We start from the raw sequence: 18,468 nt of genomic DNA, 5'->3' as shown, positions 1-18,468 counted from the left end.
TAGGGCGCGGGGCTGTGGGGGGGGCGAGGAATCGTCACAGAGGGGGCTGTGCGGGGGCGGGGCCGAGAGTGGTGGTGCCGGGGGCGGTGTGGTGGCCGAGGCCGGTGCGGTAGGCGTCGAGGGCGGCCTCGACGCGGCCGGTGCGGCGGTACAGGTCGCCCAGCAGACGGCACAGGTCGGCCAGGTCGCCGGCGGCGCCCGCCCGTTCCAGCAGGCTCAGCGCCCGTACGTAGTGCTCCTCGGCGGTGTCCGCGTCCCGGGTGTCCTCGGCGATGATGCCGAGGAGGCGGTGGGCGGCGGCGGAGTGCAGGGCCCCGCGTTCGGAGCTGAGGTCGCTGAGCACCTCGCGGAGCAGCTCGGCGGCCTCCTCGGACTTGCCGCGGCGGTGCAGGACGTCGGCGAGCTCGACGGCGACCTGGCTGGTGTAGAGGGCGGCGCGCTTGGCGGAGAGCATGCGGCGGGCCTCGCGCAGCTCTTCCTCGGCACGGGCGTAGTCGCCGTTCTGGGCGTGGAGGTAGCCGCGCATCCAGTGGCAGTTGGCCAGCTCGGTGCGGATCTGGAGCTGCCGGTAGAGCTCGGAGGCCTTGGCGAGCGACGCGTCGGCCTCGGCGATCCGCCCCTCGGCGATCATCGTCCGGGCGACGGACCGGTGCATACGGGCGACGAGGGCCGGGTCGCCGGACTGCGGGGCGAGGGCGAGGGCCAGCTCGGCGGCCTGGGCGGCGCGGGCGTGGGCACCCATGTCCATGTAGGGGGCGATGACCCCGGTGTAGAGGAGGAGTAACGCGTCGGGATCGTGCATCCCGTTGCGGTTCAGTTCGTCGAGTGTGGACTCGAACAGGTAGCAGGAGTAGCGGAGTTCACCGGCGAGGTAGTGGGCGGTCGCACGGCCGCGCAGGGCGGGGACGCGGGCCGGCAGCGGGGCGTCGCCGAGCCGCTGCTCGGCCTGTTCGAACCGCAGCTGGGCGGTCTCCAGGTCGCCGGTCTCCAGGGCGCATTCACCGAGCCCGAGCAGTGCGTCGGCCTGCTCGGCGACCAGCCCGTACTCCTCCGCCTCCGCGAGGACGACCGTGAACCCCTCGGCGGCGGCCTCCGTGGCACCGCCGGCGAGGGTGCGCTGGGCGCCGGTGAGGCGCAGCCGCAGCTCGGTGGCGAAGCCGGCGGGGCGGCCGGTGGCCAGTTCCTCGTATCCCACGCCGAGCCGCTCGGCGATGTGCCGCAGGGCCGGTTCGGAGGCCCGGACCCGGCCGGCCTCCAGCGTCGAGATGTACGCCGGGGTGTACGCCGGTTCCGCCAACTGCCGCTGTGTGAGGCCCCGTTCCGTCCGCAGTTGTTGCACTCTGCGCCCGATGACCTCGGGGTCGTCACGCTCGGCCATACCTGCCATGACGTAAGCATGCCAGTAACCCCCCTTACACCGGCCGCTTTACCCAACTCCCCAACGTCCTCTTGCCGTTGGCAGGCCAAAGCCTTACGTTAAGTGGCACGTTAAGTGCGCTTAACTCGCTTGATCAGCCACTCAGTCGCCGCCGCAGTCACCGTCACACAGTCACCGTCACCGTCGTACCGTGCCGCCGCCATCGCCGCTGCCGTCGCCATCGCCGCCGCTGGGAGGTCCCCGTGATCCGAGACCTGCTCACCCGCCACGCCCGCTCCGTGGCCGCCGCGCTCCTCGCGATCACCGCCCTGATGACCGTGGCCAACGCCTTCCCCCGCTGACGGGGGGCGCGGCCTCGCCGACCGCCGGCTCAGAACTCGGCGGTGTCCAGGTCGAAGCCGAGAGGCGCGGGCAGCGGCACAGCGAGCCCCATCTTGTGCTGGGCACCCTTGGCGTACTCGTCGCCGGACGGCTCCGAGTACACGGTCACTTGCCCCTCCTCCCGGTCGATGAGGAGGTAGACGGGGATCCCCGCCCGGGCGTAGCCACGGATCTTCTTCTCGCGGTCGTGGGCGGCCGTGCTGTCGGAGGTGACCTCGGCGACGAGGAGGATGGGGGAGGGCTCGTGCCACTCTTCCTGGTCTCCGAAGCTCCCTTTGGGGGCGATGACCAGGTCAGGGACGACATGACCTGTCGCGGAGGAGCCGGGGACGGTCAGGCCGATGCCGGTGAAGTTCCGCAGCGAGTCGTCGCGGACTTTCCGGCCGACCTGATGGTTGACCTCCGACACAATTTCCTCGTGCTCCCCGTTGGCCGGAGGTGTCACGCAGATCTCCCCTTCGATCAGCTCCACGCGCCAGCCCTCGGGGGCAGCCGCACTGAACAACTCGAAGGCCTGCTCCACGCTTACGCCGCCCATACGCAAGGGCTCCTCGTACTCGCCGTCAGGGTCGTCATAGGGACCGTAAATGTACTCGCCCTGGTACCCCGGCATGATGATCGGCTCCGCCGTCGGCATGACAGACCTCCGTTCGCTCAGCGCGACCCTCTCAGCGTAGGCCGGAAGCCCGCACAGGGAATCCGGAGCCATTCACTCGAACGAGTGTGCTGTTACGTTTCTGTGCGGGCCGGGGAACCGTGTTCGGCGGAGGGCCGGTGGTATCAGTCGGCCAGTGCCGCCGCCGTCGCGCTTACGAAGGCCTCCGGGTTGTCGAGCATGACGTTGTGGCCGCAGTCCGGGATCGGGACGACGGACACCCCGGCTTCTCTGAGGGCGTCCGTGCCGGGGAGCGGGCCGTCGGCCCCGGGATGGAGGTACGTACGGGGGATCTTCAGGTCGAGCAGCAGCTCACGCACGGTGGGGTGGGTGCCCCGGGCCAGCCCGGCGGCGCTGCGGTACAGGGCCTCGGGACCGGCCAGCCGCATGGTCGACCACCACTGGGCACCGGCCAGTTGGGCGAACTCCTCCCGGCCCCCCGCGAGGAACTCCTCCTCGGAGTACGCGGCGATGCCGTTGCTCCCGACGACCCCGTGCGTGGGGGTGAGCGGATCGAGGTTGGAGTCGATCATCACCAGCTTCCGCACCAGCCGCGGATGCCGCGACGCCAGCACGATCCCCACCGAGCCGCCCATGCTGTGCGCGACCATCTCGGCGCCGGTGACGTCCGCCGCCGTCAGCGCCCGGGCGAGCGCGTCGGCGTGCGTCTCCAGGCTGTAGTCGAAGTCCGCGGGGCGATCGCTGATGCCGTGCCCGAGCAGGTCGACGAGCAGCGAGCGGCGCCCGGCGAGCAGGGGGTGGACCGCCACCTCCGTGAAGTACGCGGGCGAGGTGGCCCCGAGCCCGTGCACGTACACCCGGCTGGGCTCCTCCCCCGGCAGCTCGACCCAACGGATCCGGTCCCCGGCGTCCGTGACCACGGCTTCACGCATGTGTCTCCCCCTCGCACCGGCCGACACCCTTTATCGGTCCGGCAGTTCAGCCCTCTCTCTTCTCTATCCTCGCCTCTGCCGTAGCCTCACCCGTCGCCTCACCGGTCGTCTCGCTCGTCGTCTCGCTCGTCGTCGAACTCGATGTGGACGTCGGTCAGCGCGAACACGTCGTCCTCCTCATCGTCGTCGTCCTCGTCGGCCTCGTCGGTCTGGTCCCCGTCGGTGCGGTGTTCGTCGCCGTCCCAGTCGGTCTCCGGGTCGCCGGGGCGGCGCACCCGCAACGCGCGGTAGGAGTAGCCGTCCTGGTCGGCCTCCTCCCAGGTGAAGAGGACGGACTCGCCGGGTTCCAGGGACGCGAACGCGTCCGGGGCCGGGGTCTGCACGGCCGAGAAGTGCGCCCAGACCTCGCCGGGCACTTCGGGTGAGGTCAGCACACCCCAGCCGGACTCGTCGTCCCACGACCGGACGGTGCCATGAACCGGATGACTACTGATCGCTCCCCCTACGGACCGACTCTGCACGATGGCTCCACAGGCTAGCCCCTCGACTTTCGCACTCGCATTGTCCCAAAGGACCTACCGCGGCCCCCGCCCCCTCTGATGAGCTGTCGGTGACCAGGCAACACACCCGGTCTCACGCTTTTCTGAAACGGGGACACCTTGCAGAACGAAATGAACAGGATCGGCCGCGTGGCCGTCGTGTCCGGTACCGCCCTGGCCCTCGCCTTCGGCGCGCTCGGTGCCGCGGAGGCCGCGCCGACGGCCGCGGCGGCACAGGAGACGACCGTCTTCACACCCAAGAAGCAGGGCTACAGCACACCCAAGGCGAAGCAGAAGGCCGGGATCCTCCACGCCCAGGTCAAGCTGACGGGCAAGTACCCCAAGTACTACCCGATGCCCTGGTCGTTCAAGATCACCAACAAGAAGCTGAAGGCCATCGCCACGAGCAAGATGAACTGCAAGGCGACCGGGCTCAACGGCAAGTACCACGACACGCACGCCGCCATACCGGTCGGCTACGTGTGGCACTCCAAGGTGGGCAGCAAGGCCCACCCGCACACCAAGAAGAAGACCTACAACCTCTCCGCCACCTGCGTCTTCGCGGTCCAGGTCGGCGGCAAGCCGGGCAAGGCCACGGTGGGCTTCACCTTCAAGTACGCCATCAACCCCGACAAGAAGAAGTCCGCGACCGCCACGCCGAACGCCGCGCCGGTCACCACGACGAAGATCGTCCTCGACCGCTGAACCACCACGGCCGACCAAGGGTCTTTCAAGGGTGCCGCTCCCTGCGGGGCGGCACCCTTGCCGGTCCTGCGCAACGTAAATCCATTGAGTTGCCCACCACCCCCTGTGACCCTCTTGTCAGTGACATGACTTAATCTTCACTCACGCGTCACACGCGCCGCACAGGTCGAACACACCGGCCCCGCGCGACGACGCGCCCATTTCTTTCGTTCCGGGGGGTTCGAAACTCGTGCGTATGCGCACTCTTCCGGCTGCCACCGCGCTGGCAGTCCTCTTCAGCTCGGCCGCGCTCACCGTCGGCACGGCCGCACCCGTGTCCGCCGACAGCAGCAGGGCCATCGCCGTCTCGCAGCCGTACGACACGGTCGTGGACGCCGAGCACCAGCGGCTCTTCATCAGCGATCCCGGCAACAACAAGATCGTCGTCACCACGTACGCCGGTGTCGTCGTCAGCCAGATCACCGGCCTGGCACAGGTCAGGGACCTCGAACTCGGCCCGGACGGCAGCACGCTGTACGCGGCCGTGCGTGGCGCCGACAAGATCGTCGCCATCGACACGGTGACGCGAGCCCAGACCGCCGAGTACGCGACCGGCACGAACACCGAGCCGTCCCGGCTGGCCTTCGCCGAGGGCAAACTGTGGTTCGCCTACGGCGACCAGTGGGACTCCGGGCTGGGCGCGGTCGACCTGACCGCCGAGACCCCGACGGTCACGCTGGACCTCGCCGGGGGCCACGACTACGCCAGCCCGCCCATGCTGTACGCCGACCCGGACAATCCGGGCACGCTCGTAGCGCTCGACGCGGGCATCAGCTCCGGCCCGGTCATCGTCTACGACATCGCCTCCGGTACGCCGGTCGTCCGGGTCTCCGCGAACAAGGGCGGCTTCCCGAACGACGCGGCCCTCACCCCGGACGGTACCCACCTCGTGATGGCCGGCCCCGGCAACCGCGCGCTCACCGAGTACCGCCTCTCCGACCTGGAGCAGACGCGTTCGTTCCCGGTGCCGGACGAGCCGATGGGCGTCGACATCGCCCCGGACGGCACGGTCGCGGCGACGATCTCCGACTTCGAGCGCACCGGCGACACCTACGTCTTCGGCAAGGGCGCGGAGCAGCCGGCCAGCGTCCGCAAGCTGCACGGCGCCTCGCTGTGGAACGACAACGGCGTGGTGTGGGACCCCGACGGCAACAAGCTGTTCGTGCTGACCTCGTCGTCGGGCGCGACCACGTTCCACGTCGTCGACGAGCCCCGCAAGTACGTCAGCACCGCGACGGTCAGCGCCCCGGCGACGGCCACCCGCGCCAAGAAGCTCACCGTCTCCGGCAAGCTCACCGCGGACCTGGCCCTGCCCGCCGGCACCCCCCTCACGGTCACCCGCACCGACATGGAGTCCCCGAAGGGCAAGTCGCTCGGCACCAAGACCCTGGGCACGGGCGGCAAGTTCTCCTTCACGGACACTCCGCCGGCCGGCGGCAAGGTCACGTACAAGGTGTCGTACGCGGGCGACGCGGACCACACCGCCACGTCCGCCTCCGACACCGTCGAGGTCTCGCGCGCCGCGACCACCCTCACGCTCGACAAGAACCGCAAGACCTACGCGTACGGCGCTGACGTCAAGTTCACCGCGCACCTCGGCAAGACGTACAAGAACCGCAAGGTCGAGATCTGGGCCGACCCGTACGGCTCCGACAGGCCGAACAAGCTGGTGAAGTCGGGGACGGTGAACTCGAAGGGGAACCTGTCGGTCACCGTCGACCTCAAGCGCGACACCAAGCTCTCGGTGAAGTTCGCGGGCGACGCGCGCTACAAGGCGAAGACGGTCACGAACACCGTCTACACCAAGGTCAGGATCTCCTCGTCGATCGCGGGCCACTACAAGACCCGGTCGGCCTGGGGCCAGAAGTATCACTACCTCCGCAAGTCCAAGGACCCGGTCCTCAAGACCACGATGACGTACTACGAGGGCCGCAAGCAGCGTCTCCAGCTCCAGGCCTTCTACCAGGGCGCCTGGCGGGACGCCGGTTCCGAGTACTTCCCCCTCGGCACGGCCGGCAGGTCCGACGTCACCCTGACCGGCACCCCGACCACGAACATCCGCTTCCGCTTCCGCTCCGAGTACCGCGACACCAGCTCCGGCGACAACGTCAACACCACGACGTCCGGCGCGTGGAAGTACTTCATCTTCACGTAGTCCGGGGCACGCTGTTTCGGCACACCGGCCGGGCACCACGGGACTCGTACCCGGTGTGCCCGGCCGTTCCGTGCCGTGGTGCGTCAGGCCGACGGGGGTGGCGGCGGCTCGATCGCCTCCTCGCGGGCCGCCAGGTCGCGGTACAGCGCCTCCAGCTTTCGCACCCGCACGGCCAGGTCGTCCGGTGGCCCACCCGCCGGGCGACCGGAACCGGGACCGGGATCGAGGAAGTACGTGTCCTCGTACTCGTCGTGCAGTTGCAGGAGCTCGGCCCTGCGGAGTTCCCGGATCGCGAGGTGAACGTCTTCCTCCGGCACTCCGTAACGGTCCCGTATCTCGGGAACCGTCGGCAGGATGTCCGCGAGGACGTAACGGCGTTTCGCCAGGCCGTCCCGGATGTGGTCGACGAGTTCCTCACAGGACTGTTCCGGATCGCCCGTCGTGGGCCCCGACAGGTGGACCGCCTTCAGTCGCGCGGGCCTCGCGTACCTGTTCTCCGGCATCGGTTCAAGGCCTCTCGTCCGTCGTCGCTCGCGGCCTCATGAGCCGCGAACCTCATCCACATCACCGCGGACTACGCTCTTCAACAGATCGCGGGTGCCGATCAGTTGGTCGTCTCACACAACGTGCGCACCGGCGACAACGTCGGCTGGTCACTGGCGACGACGCCGGACAGCCGCAGCCGCCACGGAGGGAGCCGCAGATGTCCCTCGGCCGCTACCTCGAACGCCCCACGTATCTCTCCCTGGCCATGGTGGCCTGCTCCCCGAACCGCTCCCTATCCGACCTGCGATGCCCCACAGGGTGACCCGTCGCACCGGTCCGACGAGCGGCCCACGAGCTCGCGACGCGGGACGGGCTCTGCCTGCCGGTGGATCGCCCACCGGGTGGCCCGCGACATCGACCGTCGCGGGCCACAGTGCCGTTGGGGCGGTCAGAGGCACTGGAAGTTGGAGCCGCCGTTGGACAGCAGGGAGTCGCTGACCCAGCCGTACGTGTTGTCGGTGACGTTCCTGAGGTACGTCCAGGTGGAGTTGTCGGCGTTGCGGGTGTAGCACCAGTAGTCCAGGACATTCTGGTTGTCGGCCCAACCTCGGACCGCACAGCTGGTGCTGGAGCCGCTGCGCATGTTCGCGGCGACGCCCGCTGTCATCCTCACGTTGGCACTCGGGTCCCTGTTGCTGCTACCCCCTGTGCCACAGGTGCCGTCGCCGACGCCGACCCGGCCACTCCCACCAGCGTTACCGGAACGGCGAGTACCACCACAGTCGCAGCCAGCGACCCGAAGCCCCCAACCAGGCAAGCAACACGCAACTGCACGCAACTCGTGCGCGTCACGCCTCGATGACCAGCCCGTCCTGCGGGTCGTAGGTCACAAGTCCTCGGTTCTTCGCCATGGTGATGAGCGCGTCGGCGACTTCGCTTCTTCGGGACCAGGCGATGGTGACCAGTACGCACTCTCCGTTGAAATACACGGAAGAAGTCCAGGGAGATTGTTCCGCTTCCTCTTCCGAGGTGTTCTCCGTGAGGTCCTGATACGCGTTCAGGACGTCCCGATGGAATGCGGCGACTCTCGGACTCCCAGCGGTGACGCCGGACTCACCGTCCACTGTCGCGTCATATTTCCGAAACGCCGCCTTCGAGTCGATGGAACCGCTCTCGTACCAGAATGCGAGGTCGTAGCTCATGACCGTCCTTCTTCCCATGAGGTACTCGGGATGAAGTCCAGGAACGGGCGGCTGTGTTCGCGCATCAGCTCGATCACCCGGGCATTCAGGTTGTCGTCCTCGATCAGGAGAGCCATCTGCGTCCTGGTGTTGTAAATGGCACCGAGTCCAAGATCAGAGGTGATCACGGCCCAGCCGCCCTCGGACCCGTCCCAGAGAAACGCGTACTCATTGATCTCGTCCGTCATTCGAGTTGGCCTCACTCCGAGATCTTGTCCTCCGTACGCCGATGGTCCGTGCTTCCCGCCGATCGCGCAGCGAGAAGCACGGCACCACCATTGCCTGTCTCAGCGATCCCGAGCCGAACGCTTCTCGTCGGCTTCCAGTTTCGCCTGGCGGGCGGCCTCGACATACCGCGGTGCGAACTTCACCTCGAACGCCTCGGGCACGTCGTACGGAGACCGCCAGTAGTCCGGTACGAAGGTGTCGCCGTCCTCGTAACAGAGGTGGCACGAGGCACACCACTCGACACGCCAACCGTAGGCGACGGCACGGACCCCGTCGAACGTTTCGTCCAGCGGGTCTTCCACCCTGTACCAGCGGTGAAGATCCGTCGCACCACACTGCGGACAGGCGGATGAGAGGTCGGCAGCGGCCGGCTCCGCGTCGAAGGCGGCCCGCCAGGCATCCAGTTGTTCGGGCGCGACGATCCTCCAACCGCCCGGACCGAAAAGTTCAAACTCATCAACCTCGAACAGATCCATGTCCATGGCCTCAAGAGAGCCGAGCATCCTGCACTCGCCCGTCACCAGATCGACGCGGATGGGGCCGATACCGATCGCCATCTGGGACGGGTCGCCGGTCTCCAAGTGGCCACGGGTCTGATAGCCGAAGTAGGCGGCTTCTCCGACTACAGCCACGTAGCCTTCGATCGGGATCAAGTCCACCTCAGAGTTGAGTGGATCCTCGTCCACGTATTTCTGGGCCAACTCTGCTGCTCGTTCGAGACTGATCATTTGTTGGTACCCAGTCCGAGATCGGAGTTGATGATGATTCCGCCCCTTGTATGGGCCGAGGAGAACAGCTGGAGAACACGCGTCCGCACGAACCTGGTGTGGTTCGTGCGGACGCATGGCGCTCATGCGAGGGGGCGGAGCCCGCGTCGGTGCCTGAAGGCAACTGCTCTGGCTATGTCCTGGCCCATCAGGTGGGCGGGAGCGTCGGCTTCCCCCGTGATCACCCTGGCCCCAACGCGTGTGGTAGTTGTCACGCCTGCCGAAAAGGCGACGGCGAGAACTTCTGCCAGCATGGAGTTGGCTCCCGCTTCCGGGAACGGTGTGATCTCGTGGAACGCCTCGTGCTCGTAGGGTTCCAGCCAGTCCTTGTCGGCGGTAACGGTCATCCACTCCCTGTGAGAGTGGATTCGGACGTTGTCCGCGCCCAGCATCAGAGCCTCGGTGGCGATCATTCCCGCCAGCTCGATGGAGTTGTAGCCGCCTGAGCGGAAGAACTGCCTCTCATTCCTCTGCAGGTAATCCATCACGTGGAGTTCGGTGATGTCGTCAGGGTGATACTTCAATGTCGCCATCCCGCCTGAGTCGGTTGAAGAGGTCGAACGCTGAGGGAGGAATGTGGAACTCGTACCCCTGGAATGTCGGTGACTTCGGCGATTCCGGGATCTTACGGGTCACGGCTCCGGCCTCCTCCAGCCTCCTCATCGCCGCATCCGTGATCTTGACCTTGATGATTCCGCTCTGTCCCGAGCTGCGCAGTGCGAAGAACTCCGCGTCAGCGCGATGGGTGGCGATGAAGAACCCTCCGGGCCCGTCGGTGTGGCCTGCGGCCGCCGCGGACGCATCCAGTCCCTTGTTGAGGATATCGACCAACGACTTCACGTCGGAACCGTGGAAGAACAAGCCACCGCCGGCGGCGCTCTTCGATAGTCCCTCGGCTCCCAGTATCGACGTCTCGGCCTCGTAAGCCTGTCGCCGCCACCCGGTGAGCCCGCCGACGCCCGTCAGGACCAGTTGCTGGAGGAATTCGTCCGCCGCGTCCGCGTACAGGTCGGCCAGGGCGTCGCAGCCCTGCTGGCGGAGTAGGTACTCGGCGCGGTAGAGCCGGTAGGCGGGGCGGACCGGGAGGTACTTGTCGGTAAAGGCTCCGACGCCACCATTCTCGCCGGTCACGGCGTCCTGGGCGTCGCCCATGAACTCGAACGGCGCCTTGAAGACGTCGATGAAGGCGTCGCCGAAGATCTTGAGGCCTTCTCCGAGGCTGTCGACGCGGTCGTTGTTGGGATCGTCGGGGGTCAGACCGCTCGGGTCGGTGTAGAGGGTGGGAGTGTTGTCGGCGTAGGCGTACGGCGATACGTACGGAGTCGTCATGCTCCGCGTGGCCGGGTCCGGGCGGGTGAAGCGGCCCGTGCCCGTGTTGTACTGCCGGGCGTGCAGGTCCAGGTTGCCCGTGGTCGGCTCGTAGCGGGCGCCCGTGTAGGACGGGGTGCTCGCGGGGGCGCCGCTGGTGGCGGTGCTCAACACCCGTGTGCCGAACGGGTCGTAGGCCCAGCGCTGATGGACGGTACCGGTGCTGCCGGTGACGTCGACCGGGGAGCCCTGGGTGTCGTGGTGGTAGGAGAAGAGGGTGCCCGAACCGGTCTCGGTGGCGGTGGGCTGGCCCAGCGGGTCGTAGCGGTACGACTGCTTGATCGCCCAGGCACCGTCGTACTCGGTGGCCAGGATCGGCAGCGGGGCGTTGGGGTCCCACTGGGTGCGGCTGGTGACCGTGCCGTCCTTGGCGGTGGTGACCTGGTTGCCGCTGGCGTCGTGGCCGTAGGTGTAGCTGCTGCCGGCGATCGTGGCGGCGGATATCTGGCCCGCCAGGTCGTAGGTGTAGGTGTCGGCTCCCGCCTTGGTCTGATTGCCCTCGCCGTCGTACTCATAGGTGGTGGTCGTGGTGCCGGTGGTGGCAGACGTCAGCTGGTCGGCCGCGTCGTAGGCGTAGCCGGTGCTCGTGGCGCCGAGCGTGGAGGTCAGGCGGTTGCCGACCTTGTCGTAGGTGTAGGACGTGGTGCGGGTCGAGGCGCAGCCGCTGACCCAGGGCTGCGGGAAGCAGCCGGAGGTGAGGCGGGCCGCGGCGTCGTATGTGAGATCCCAGCCCCCGGTGGCGACACCGGCCCGGGTGACGTCGACGTGCGTCGGCAGCCCGGCGGCCGACAGGGTGAGCGCGGTCTTGGTGACCGTGGCACCGGACTTGGCCGAGGTGACGGCGGTCAGTCGGCCGGCCCGGTCGTAGGCGCGGTCCTCGGTCTCGGTGTTGGGCAGCGTGGAGCGGGTCAGGTTGCCCGCCGCGTCCCAGGTGTAGTTGGTGGTGACCCCGTCGGCGGTCATGGACGACGTACGGCCGTCGTTGTCGTAGGAGTAGCCGATGGTGTTGCCGTCGGAGTACTTGCGCGTGAGCATCTGCCCGGCGGCGTCATAGGTGTAGGAGAAGGCACGGGTCTTGGTGAGGTTGCCGACCGCGTCGTAGCCGAAGTCCTCGGAGATCGTCGAGTTGGCCCGGCTCGTCATACGCCCGGCGGCGTCGTACGCGAGCGTGATGTCGGGCGTGGTGTCCGAGTAGTCGACCTTGGTGAGCAGCCCACGCGCGTCAAAGGCGTAGCTGGTGGAGCCGCGCGGGGTGGTCTTCTTGGTGAGGTTGCCGTCGGCGTCGTACGCGTTCGAGGTCACCCGGTCCAGAGGGTCGGTGGCCGACGTCAGCCTGCGGGCGGCGTCGTAGGCGTAGCCGGTGGCGTGGTTGTTGGCGTCGGTGCGCTTGGTGAGGTTGCCCGCAGCGTCGTAGTCGTAGGCCGTCTTTCCGCCGTCGGGTGCGGTGACCGTGGTGAGCCGATCGAGCCTGTCGTAGCCGTAGGTGGTGACGCGCTTGTCGGCGTCGGTGCGCTTGGTGGCGTTGCCGACCGCGTCGTACTCGGTGCTCGTCACACCGCCGAGCGGGTCGGTGACGGTGACGAGGTTGCCGGCGACGTCGTACCTGTTGGTGGTGGTGTATTGGGCCGGGTCGGCGCCGGACGCGTTTCCGCGCGGATCGACTGCGGTGAGCGGGCGGCCGTCGCCGTCGTAGGTCCAGGTCTCCTTGTTGCCGAGGGGCGAGGTCCGGCTGGTCAGGTTGCCGTCGGCGTCGTACGCGTAGCCGGTGGTCTTGCTCAGCTGGTCGGTGGTGCTGGTCAGCCGGTTGTTCTTGTCGTAGACCGAGGAGACGCTCTTGCCGAGTGGGTCGGTGGTCTTGGTGACGTTGTCGACGGCGTCGTAGGTGTAGGTGGTCGCGTTGCCGAGCGGATCGGTGACCTTGACGGGCCGGTTGACGGCGTCGTACTCGGTGGTGACGGTCGCGCCCGTGGGCCCTGTCACCTTGGTCAGGTTGCCCGCCGCGTCGTAGGTGTGGCTCGTCGTGTGGGCGGCTGGGTCGGCTCCGGAGACATTGCCGCGCGCGGAGACCGTGGTGAGGAGTCGGCCGACCTTGTCGTAGGTGTAGGTCGTCTTGTTGCCGAGCGGATCGGTCTCCGAGGTGAGACGGGCGCCGTGGTCGTAGGTGCGGGTGACCGACTTGCCGGCCGCGTCCGTGGTGCGCGTCAGGTTCCCGGCGTCGTCGTAGCCGTACGTGGTGGTGCCGCCCGCCGGGTCCTTCGCCGAGGTCAGCTGCTCGGCGCCGTTGTAGCCGTAGGTGGTGGTGCGGCCCAGCGGGTCGGTGGCGGTGCTGAGCAGCCCCCTGCCGTCGTAGGTGTACTTGGTGGTGTACGCGGCCGGGTCGGCGCCGGAGACATTGCCACGCGGGTCCGTCTTGGAGGTGATGCGGCCGGCGCCGTCGTAGGTGAACGTCGACTTCTCCCCGAGCGGCGTGGTCACCGAGGTCCGGTTGCCCGCCGCTTCGTACCCGTACGTCGTCGTCTTCCCGCGTGGGCTCGTCACGGTCGCCAGGGCACCCAGCGAGGTGTACGTGTACGACGTCTTCCCACCCGCCGGATCCGTGCCGGACGTCAGCTGGTTCTTGGCGTCATAGGTGTACGACGTCTTGTTGGCGCGCCCGTCGGTGTGGCTGAGCACATTGCCCGCGCTGTCGTACGTCCAGCTCTCGGAGTAGCCGAGCGACGACGGCGATGTGCGGGTCAGCATGCGCCCGGCGCTGTCGTACGTCATCGCCGTGGTGTTGCCGCGCTGGTCGGTGATCTCGACCGGGCGAAGATACCGGTCGTAACTGTAGGAGACGCGCTTGCCGTACGGGTCGATGCTCTCCATCAGGACGTTGCCGGAGTAGATGTCTGTCCACACACCCCCATCCGGGGCGGTGGTGTGCGACTCACGACTGCCGTCCCAGGTGAGGGTGGTCTTCTTGCCGTTCTGGTCCGTCTGGGAGTTGACCCGGCCGCTGGAGTCGTAGGTGTTGGCGACCTTGCCTCCGGCCGGATCGGTGAAGGACGACAGCCGCTTGTCGGCGTTGTAGGCGTACGACGACACCTTGCCCGCCGGGTCCGTGACCGAGGTCAGCAGACCGTCCGTGTAGGCGTATGAGACCGAAGTGGAGTCCGGGAGGCTCACCTTCGTGACCTGGCCGCCGGAGTTCAGGGTGAAGTCCGTGGTACGGCCCCCCGCGTCCTTGACGGAGGAGAGCTTGCCGGACGAGTACGTCAGCACCAGGCCCTGTCCTGCTTCGTCGACGACCGACGTCAGCTGACCGGTGCTGCTGAATGTCCGCTTGGTGTGGTCTGGCGTGCTGACCGTGTAAGTGCTGCCGCTCTTGACGAGCTTCGCCGCCGAGCCCGCCGGCGCGGTGTAGGTGCCGTCACTTGCCTGCGTGAAGACGAACTTCGCTCCGTCGTCGGCCTGGTAGGTGACCTTGTCTGTCGCGATGGCCAACTTCACGTCGAAGGGCGTCGCCCAGCCGCGGCCGAGCAGACCGGTCGTGGTGGAGTCGGAGCGGTAGGTGCGCTCCAGGGACACCTGCGTGCCGACACCGACCAGCTGGGCGTCGGTAAGCTGCTCGAAGAACATGCCGGTAGCCGTGTTGATGGGGTCGGCACGGTGGGCCTGCGCGTAGCAGGAGCAGATACCGGCCTGCGCGCCGGGGATGTCCGGCGTATAGAAGGCCTCCACCAACGGGGAAGTTGTCCCGTTCGGGCTCCAGGTCCCGTCCGAGCCCTGAACGAAGATCCAAGCGTAGTATTTCTTACCGTCCTGAAGGTGTCCGCCCAGTGCGCTACCGCTCCACCAGAAACACTGGTCGGCGGGATAGGAATTGCTCGGCCACCAGCCGTAGCACCAGGCTCCGTTCTCCACATACCGGCCGCTGGGATCGTCCGAAGCTCTCTTGATCTCCTGCTGATGGACGAAGTTGCCTGCCTCGTCCAGGACATACAGCCACATCCCCGTGTACGACGCCCCTGTGCCCGAAGGGAGCTTCATCTGCCCGCCGATGGACAGGAGTCCCGGGTATGCGGTCGCCCAGGCCGACACCCACGCGGGGTCCCCTGTCGCCGCCGAGAAGGGCGTCGCGCCTGCTTCGGTCGCGGGACCGCGCTTGGCGTCATCACCGTCAGGCCGACTCTGTGGCTTGCCCCGGGGTTTCCTGGTCGGTGAGTCCGCGTAGTCGCGCATCGGCGACAGTTCGTCCCGGGACTCCTTCACCTGCTTGCGCCGCTCGGCCAATGTCATGGCTCTGGGCGGCTTCGGCAGGTCTGCCGCTGTACGAAGCCCGGGCGGTGCGGCGGCAGGGGCGCCGGGCTGCGCTGCCGAGAGCCGGTCGGGAAGTGCCCAAGCCGGGACTACGCCCGCGACAGCCAGTAAGGCCAGGGTCAGGACAGCGATGACGGATCTTCGTACCGTTCCATGTATTCGTATGCGCACCGTGCATCCCTTGTGTGATGACCGTGAACGGAGTGTCGAGTGATCACTGATCAAGGGTGCGCACGAACTAACTCGCGCCGCACAAGTACGACTTGAAACCGAAGCCGTGGCGCGCACCCCGCCCAGGGAGCCCCTGGCCAAGCGGCGTATATGAGCGCGCAGCCCCACAGAAATGGCGTGAACACGATCACGAAAGAGCCGAAAGTGGCAGGTGAACGCAGTGCCACCAATCACCGAACTGCAGAAGACTCTTGATCAAACGTGGGGTCCGAATCGCCGATTATCCGGGCGCGGAGGACGGGCGGGCAGGAGAGCAGGCCCCAGGGGGAGACAGGAAGGAAGGAAGGAACGACCCTTTCCCCATTATTGCGAAAGCGCTCCCTCCACTCCTGTGCCCACTGTTGCCACCTCAGAGCCCCGCCCCCCTCGTAGTGGACGCCGAAGAGAGCATCCGCTCGATGCTCGCCATGGTCCGAAAGTTTCTCGGCCACCAGGCGCCCGGTGCCGCCACCGGGCGGCCGGGGCTCCAGGGCCGCCACACGCCACATCCCCGACCTGATCCTGCTCAACGTCAGCCTCCTCGACATGGGCGGCTTCGACACCTGCCGGACGGCGCGCGAGCGCGGCAACTCCGTGCCGGTGCTGTTCCTCACCGGGCTCGGCGGGGTCGACGACCGGGTACGCGGCACACCTCAGTCGGGCCCGGCAGCGCTCCGTGTGACGCGTGGGGAATTCGTCGGGCCGCAGCAGTCGTCGGGTTCTCGAACACACACCCCCCCCGCGGAGTTCCTGTCGGTGGCGTGATCTAGTCGGTCGGTGGCGTGATCTAGTCTTCTCTGGCACGCCACCCGCGCCCCACACGGTCTCCCCACGGTCCACGGATCAGGCACGTCCTCGATGATCGGGCACGTCCTCAATCCCGCACACCGGCCGTATGCGACGGCGGCCGTACCGCTGTCCCTTCGTTTTCCTTCCGGGGGTTCGAAACACCGTGCGCAGACGCACACACACTCTTCCGGCCGCCACCGCGCTGGCCGTCCTCTTCAGCTCGGCCGCACTCGCGGTCGGGACGGCCACGCCCGCCGTGGCCGAAACGAGCGCGTTCCTGCCGGTGACGTCGTCCGGCGACATCGTCGTCGACGGCGTCCACCAGCGGATCTTCGTCTCCGACCCGAACGGCGGCAAGGTCGTCGCGACCGACTACACGGGCACGGTCGTCGGCACCGTGCCTTCCCTGCCCGGGGCCAAGGGCCTGGAGTTGTCGGCCGACTCGGGAACGCTGTACGCGGCGGTGCCCGGCGCCGACGCGATCGTGGCCGTCGACACGGCGACCGTGACCGAGACGAAGCGGTACCCGACGGGCGAGGGCACCGACCCGCAGTACCCGGCGTGGGCGGGCGACAAGCTGTGGTTCGGCTACGGCGCCGCGACCCAGGGCAACATCGGCTCGCTGGACGTCTCCGGCGCCGACCCGGTCGTCGTGCTGAACCAGGAGCCGAACCGCACCTGGTACGCGGCCCCCGTCCTGGAGACCACATCGGGCGCACCGAACACCCTGGTCGCGGGCATCAAGGACCTCAGCCCGTTCTCCCTGGCGGTCTACGACGTGTCCTCGGGCACCGCCGCCAAGACGGCGAGCGGCCCCGACACCGACGATTACGCCGGCAGCAACCTGCAGGACCTCGCGCTCAGCCCCGACGGCTCCCAGGTGGTCACGGCCAGCGGATACCCGTACAACCACCAGGTGTTCAAGACGTCGGACCTGACCCGGGACGGCGTCTACCCCAGCACCCATTACCCGACGGCCGTCGAGATCGCACCCGACGGGACGGTCGCGGCGGGCGTCGACAACTGGAGCGAGCCGGTCGTTTACCTCTACGAACCGGGCGCGACCACGCCCATCCGCACGCACGCCTTCAGCGACAACAGCGGCTTCGGCAACGGCCGGGTCGTGCCCGGTGGCCTCGCCTGGACGCCCGATGAATCCCGACTGTTCGTGATCACCACCGACAGCGACGGCGGCTTCACGTTGCGCGTGGTCGCCGACCCCACCAGGGTGGCGACGGCCGTCACCGTGGACGCGCCCGCCACGGCCACCCGCGCCAAGGAGCTGACGGTCACCGGCAAGGTGACCTCGAACCTGGCGTTCCCGGCCGGGGCCACCGTCGCGGTGACCCGCACCGACATGGAGTCCCCGGCCGGCAAGGCCCTCGCCCCCGTGACGGTGACGGCCGACGGCTCGTACTCCTTCAAGGACACCCCGCCCTCCGGGGGTTCCGTCACGTACACCGTCTCCTACGCGGGCGACGCCGACCACGCGGCGAGCTCCGGCTCCGACACCGTCACGGTCTCCCGCGCCACGCCCACGCTGACGCTCAACAAGAACGGCAACGTGTACGCGTACAGCGCGGACGTGGCGTTCACGGCGCACCTCGGCACGACCTACAAGAACCGCAAGGTCGAGATCTGGGCCGACCCCTACGGCTCCGACAAGCCGAACAAGCTGGTGAAGTCCGGCACGGTCAACTCCGAGGGCAACCTGTCCGTCACCCTTGACCTGACCCGTGACACCAAGCTCACCGCCAAGTTCGCGGGCGACTCGCGCTACGCGCCGAAGACGGCGGAGAGCCGCGTCCACACCAAGGTGAGGGTGTCGACGACGCCGAGCCGCCACTACAAGACCAACTACGCCTGGAACCACACGTATTACTACTTCCGGAAGTCCGTGGACCCGCTGTTCACGACCTCGATGACCTACTACCCGGGCCGCGAGTACCGGGTGCAGATCCAGGCGTACTACGACGGCGCCTGGCGGACCACGGCCACGCAGTACTTCGCGCTGGAGTCGGGAGGCGTGGGCGCGGTCGAGCTCACCGGCACCCCGAGCACCGGCGTCCGTTTCCGGATCCGCTCCTCGTACGTCGACACGAGCTCCGGCGACAACGTGAACACGACGACGCACGGCGCCTGGAAGCACTTCGTCTTCACCAGCTGATCACCCGCGGGAACCGCCGAGAGCGCGTCCGGTCATCGACCGGGCGCGCTCTCGCGCTTCGGGAACGAGTCATTCCGAATGATTTCGAAAGCGGTCTCCCTTACCTGCCGGTACGTGTGACGATACGGATCTGCCGAAACTTGAGACCTCAATCTGGGGTCACGGCCG

Annotated in this window: 15 protein-coding genes; 4 read left to right on the top strand and 11 right to left on the bottom strand. The window is 67.8% G+C overall.

From position 1 onward, the window contains the following. Positions 1-34 precede the first annotated feature (34 nt). The 4 genes from OG202_RS25445 to OG202_RS25430 form a co-directional block, all read right to left on the bottom strand. Positions 35-1,378: a helix-turn-helix domain-containing protein gene (locus tag OG202_RS25445; RefSeq protein WP_326585714.1), complete on the bottom strand. Its 1,344-nt coding sequence runs from the start codon at positions 1,376-1,378 to the stop codon at positions 35-37. Positions 1,379-1,748: 370 nt separating this feature from the next. Then, complete coding sequence (locus tag OG202_RS25440; RefSeq protein ID WP_327732174.1) at positions 1,749-2,297, bottom strand: Uma2 family endonuclease; 549 nt, start codon at positions 2,295-2,297, stop codon at positions 1,749-1,751. Between the two features lie 242 nt (positions 2,298-2,539). Further along, entirely contained in the window at positions 2,540-3,307 is a 768-nt protein-coding gene (locus OG202_RS25435; protein WP_327728701.1) for an alpha/beta fold hydrolase, read from the bottom strand. 98 nt (positions 3,308-3,405) lie between these two features. Continuing rightward, on the bottom strand, positions 3,406-3,828 hold the full coding sequence (locus OG202_RS25430; RefSeq protein WP_327728702.1) for a cold-shock protein: 423 nt from the start codon (positions 3,826-3,828) through the stop codon (positions 3,406-3,408). Between the two features lie 150 nt (positions 3,829-3,978). On the opposite strand from OG202_RS25430, the gene OG202_RS25425 reads away from it, so the two are divergent. Both OG202_RS25425 and OG202_RS25420 read left to right on the top strand, forming a co-directional pair. After that, positions 3,979-4,551, top strand: a complete 573-nt coding sequence (locus tag OG202_RS25425) for a hypothetical protein (RefSeq protein ID WP_327750231.1) — start codon at positions 3,979-3,981, stop codon at positions 4,549-4,551. A gap of 235 nt (positions 4,552-4,786) precedes the next feature. Further along, the gene (locus OG202_RS25420) at positions 4,787-6,745 is read left to right on the top strand and encodes an Ig-like domain repeat protein (RefSeq protein ID WP_328223626.1); all 1,959 of its coding nucleotides are present in this window, start codon (positions 4,787-4,789) and stop codon (positions 6,743-6,745) included. Between the two features lie 83 nt (positions 6,746-6,828). Here OG202_RS25420 and OG202_RS25415 read toward each other — a convergent pair whose 3' ends face one another. From OG202_RS25415 to OG202_RS25385, 7 genes are all read right to left on the bottom strand, one after another. Then, positions 6,829-7,248 (bottom strand): hypothetical protein, encoded by a 420-nt coding sequence (locus tag OG202_RS25415; protein WP_328223625.1) that lies wholly within the window; start codon positions 7,246-7,248, stop codon positions 6,829-6,831. A 431-nt stretch (positions 7,249-7,679) separates the two neighbouring features. Continuing rightward, the gene (locus OG202_RS25410) at positions 7,680-7,904 is read right to left on the bottom strand and encodes a hypothetical protein (protein ID WP_327728706.1); all 225 of its coding nucleotides are present in this window, start codon (positions 7,902-7,904) and stop codon (positions 7,680-7,682) included. A 175-nt stretch (positions 7,905-8,079) separates the two neighbouring features. Continuing rightward, the gene (locus OG202_RS25405) at positions 8,080-8,433 is read right to left on the bottom strand and encodes a hypothetical protein (RefSeq protein ID WP_327728707.1); all 354 of its coding nucleotides are present in this window, start codon (positions 8,431-8,433) and stop codon (positions 8,080-8,082) included. After that, positions 8,430-8,660: a hypothetical protein gene (locus tag OG202_RS25400; RefSeq protein WP_327728708.1), complete on the bottom strand. Its 231-nt coding sequence runs from the start codon at positions 8,658-8,660 to the stop codon at positions 8,430-8,432. Before OG202_RS25400 ends, OG202_RS25405 begins: the two co-directional genes overlap by 4 nt. Positions 8,661-8,759: 99 nt before the next feature. Then, positions 8,760-9,428, bottom strand: coding sequence for a hypothetical protein (locus OG202_RS25395; RefSeq protein ID WP_327728709.1), 669 nt, complete (start codon positions 9,426-9,428; stop codon positions 8,760-8,762). 122 nt (positions 9,429-9,550) lie between these two features. After that, complete coding sequence (locus OG202_RS25390; RefSeq protein WP_328223624.1) at positions 9,551-10,000, bottom strand: hypothetical protein; 450 nt, start codon at positions 9,998-10,000, stop codon at positions 9,551-9,553. Then, positions 9,975-15,113 carry a DUF6531 domain-containing protein gene (locus OG202_RS25385; protein ID WP_328223623.1) on the bottom strand — a complete coding sequence of 1,713 codons (5,139 nt, stop codon included), beginning with the start codon at positions 15,111-15,113 and terminating at the stop codon, positions 9,975-9,977. Before OG202_RS25385 ends, OG202_RS25390 begins: the two co-directional genes overlap by 26 nt. A 693-nt stretch (positions 15,114-15,806) precedes the next feature. Here OG202_RS25385 and OG202_RS25380 point away from each other — a divergent pair. Further along, positions 15,807-16,109: a response regulator transcription factor gene (locus OG202_RS25380; protein ID WP_328223622.1), complete on the top strand. Its 303-nt coding sequence runs from the start codon at positions 15,807-15,809 to the stop codon at positions 16,107-16,109. Positions 16,110-16,296: 187 nt separating this feature from the next. Next, positions 16,297-18,300 carry an Ig-like domain repeat protein gene (locus OG202_RS25375; RefSeq protein ID WP_328223621.1) on the top strand — a complete coding sequence of 668 codons (2,004 nt, stop codon included), beginning with the start codon at positions 16,297-16,299 and terminating at the stop codon, positions 18,298-18,300. The last annotated feature ends 168 nt before the right edge of the window (positions 18,301-18,468 follow it).

Source organism: Streptomyces sp. NBC_00310 (genome assembly GCF_036208085.1).
Classification (GTDB): domain Bacteria; phylum Actinomycetota; class Actinomycetes; order Streptomycetales; family Streptomycetaceae; genus Streptomyces.
Note: the sequence above shows the minus strand (reverse complement) of the source record. Positions and strands in the feature narration are given on the sequence as shown.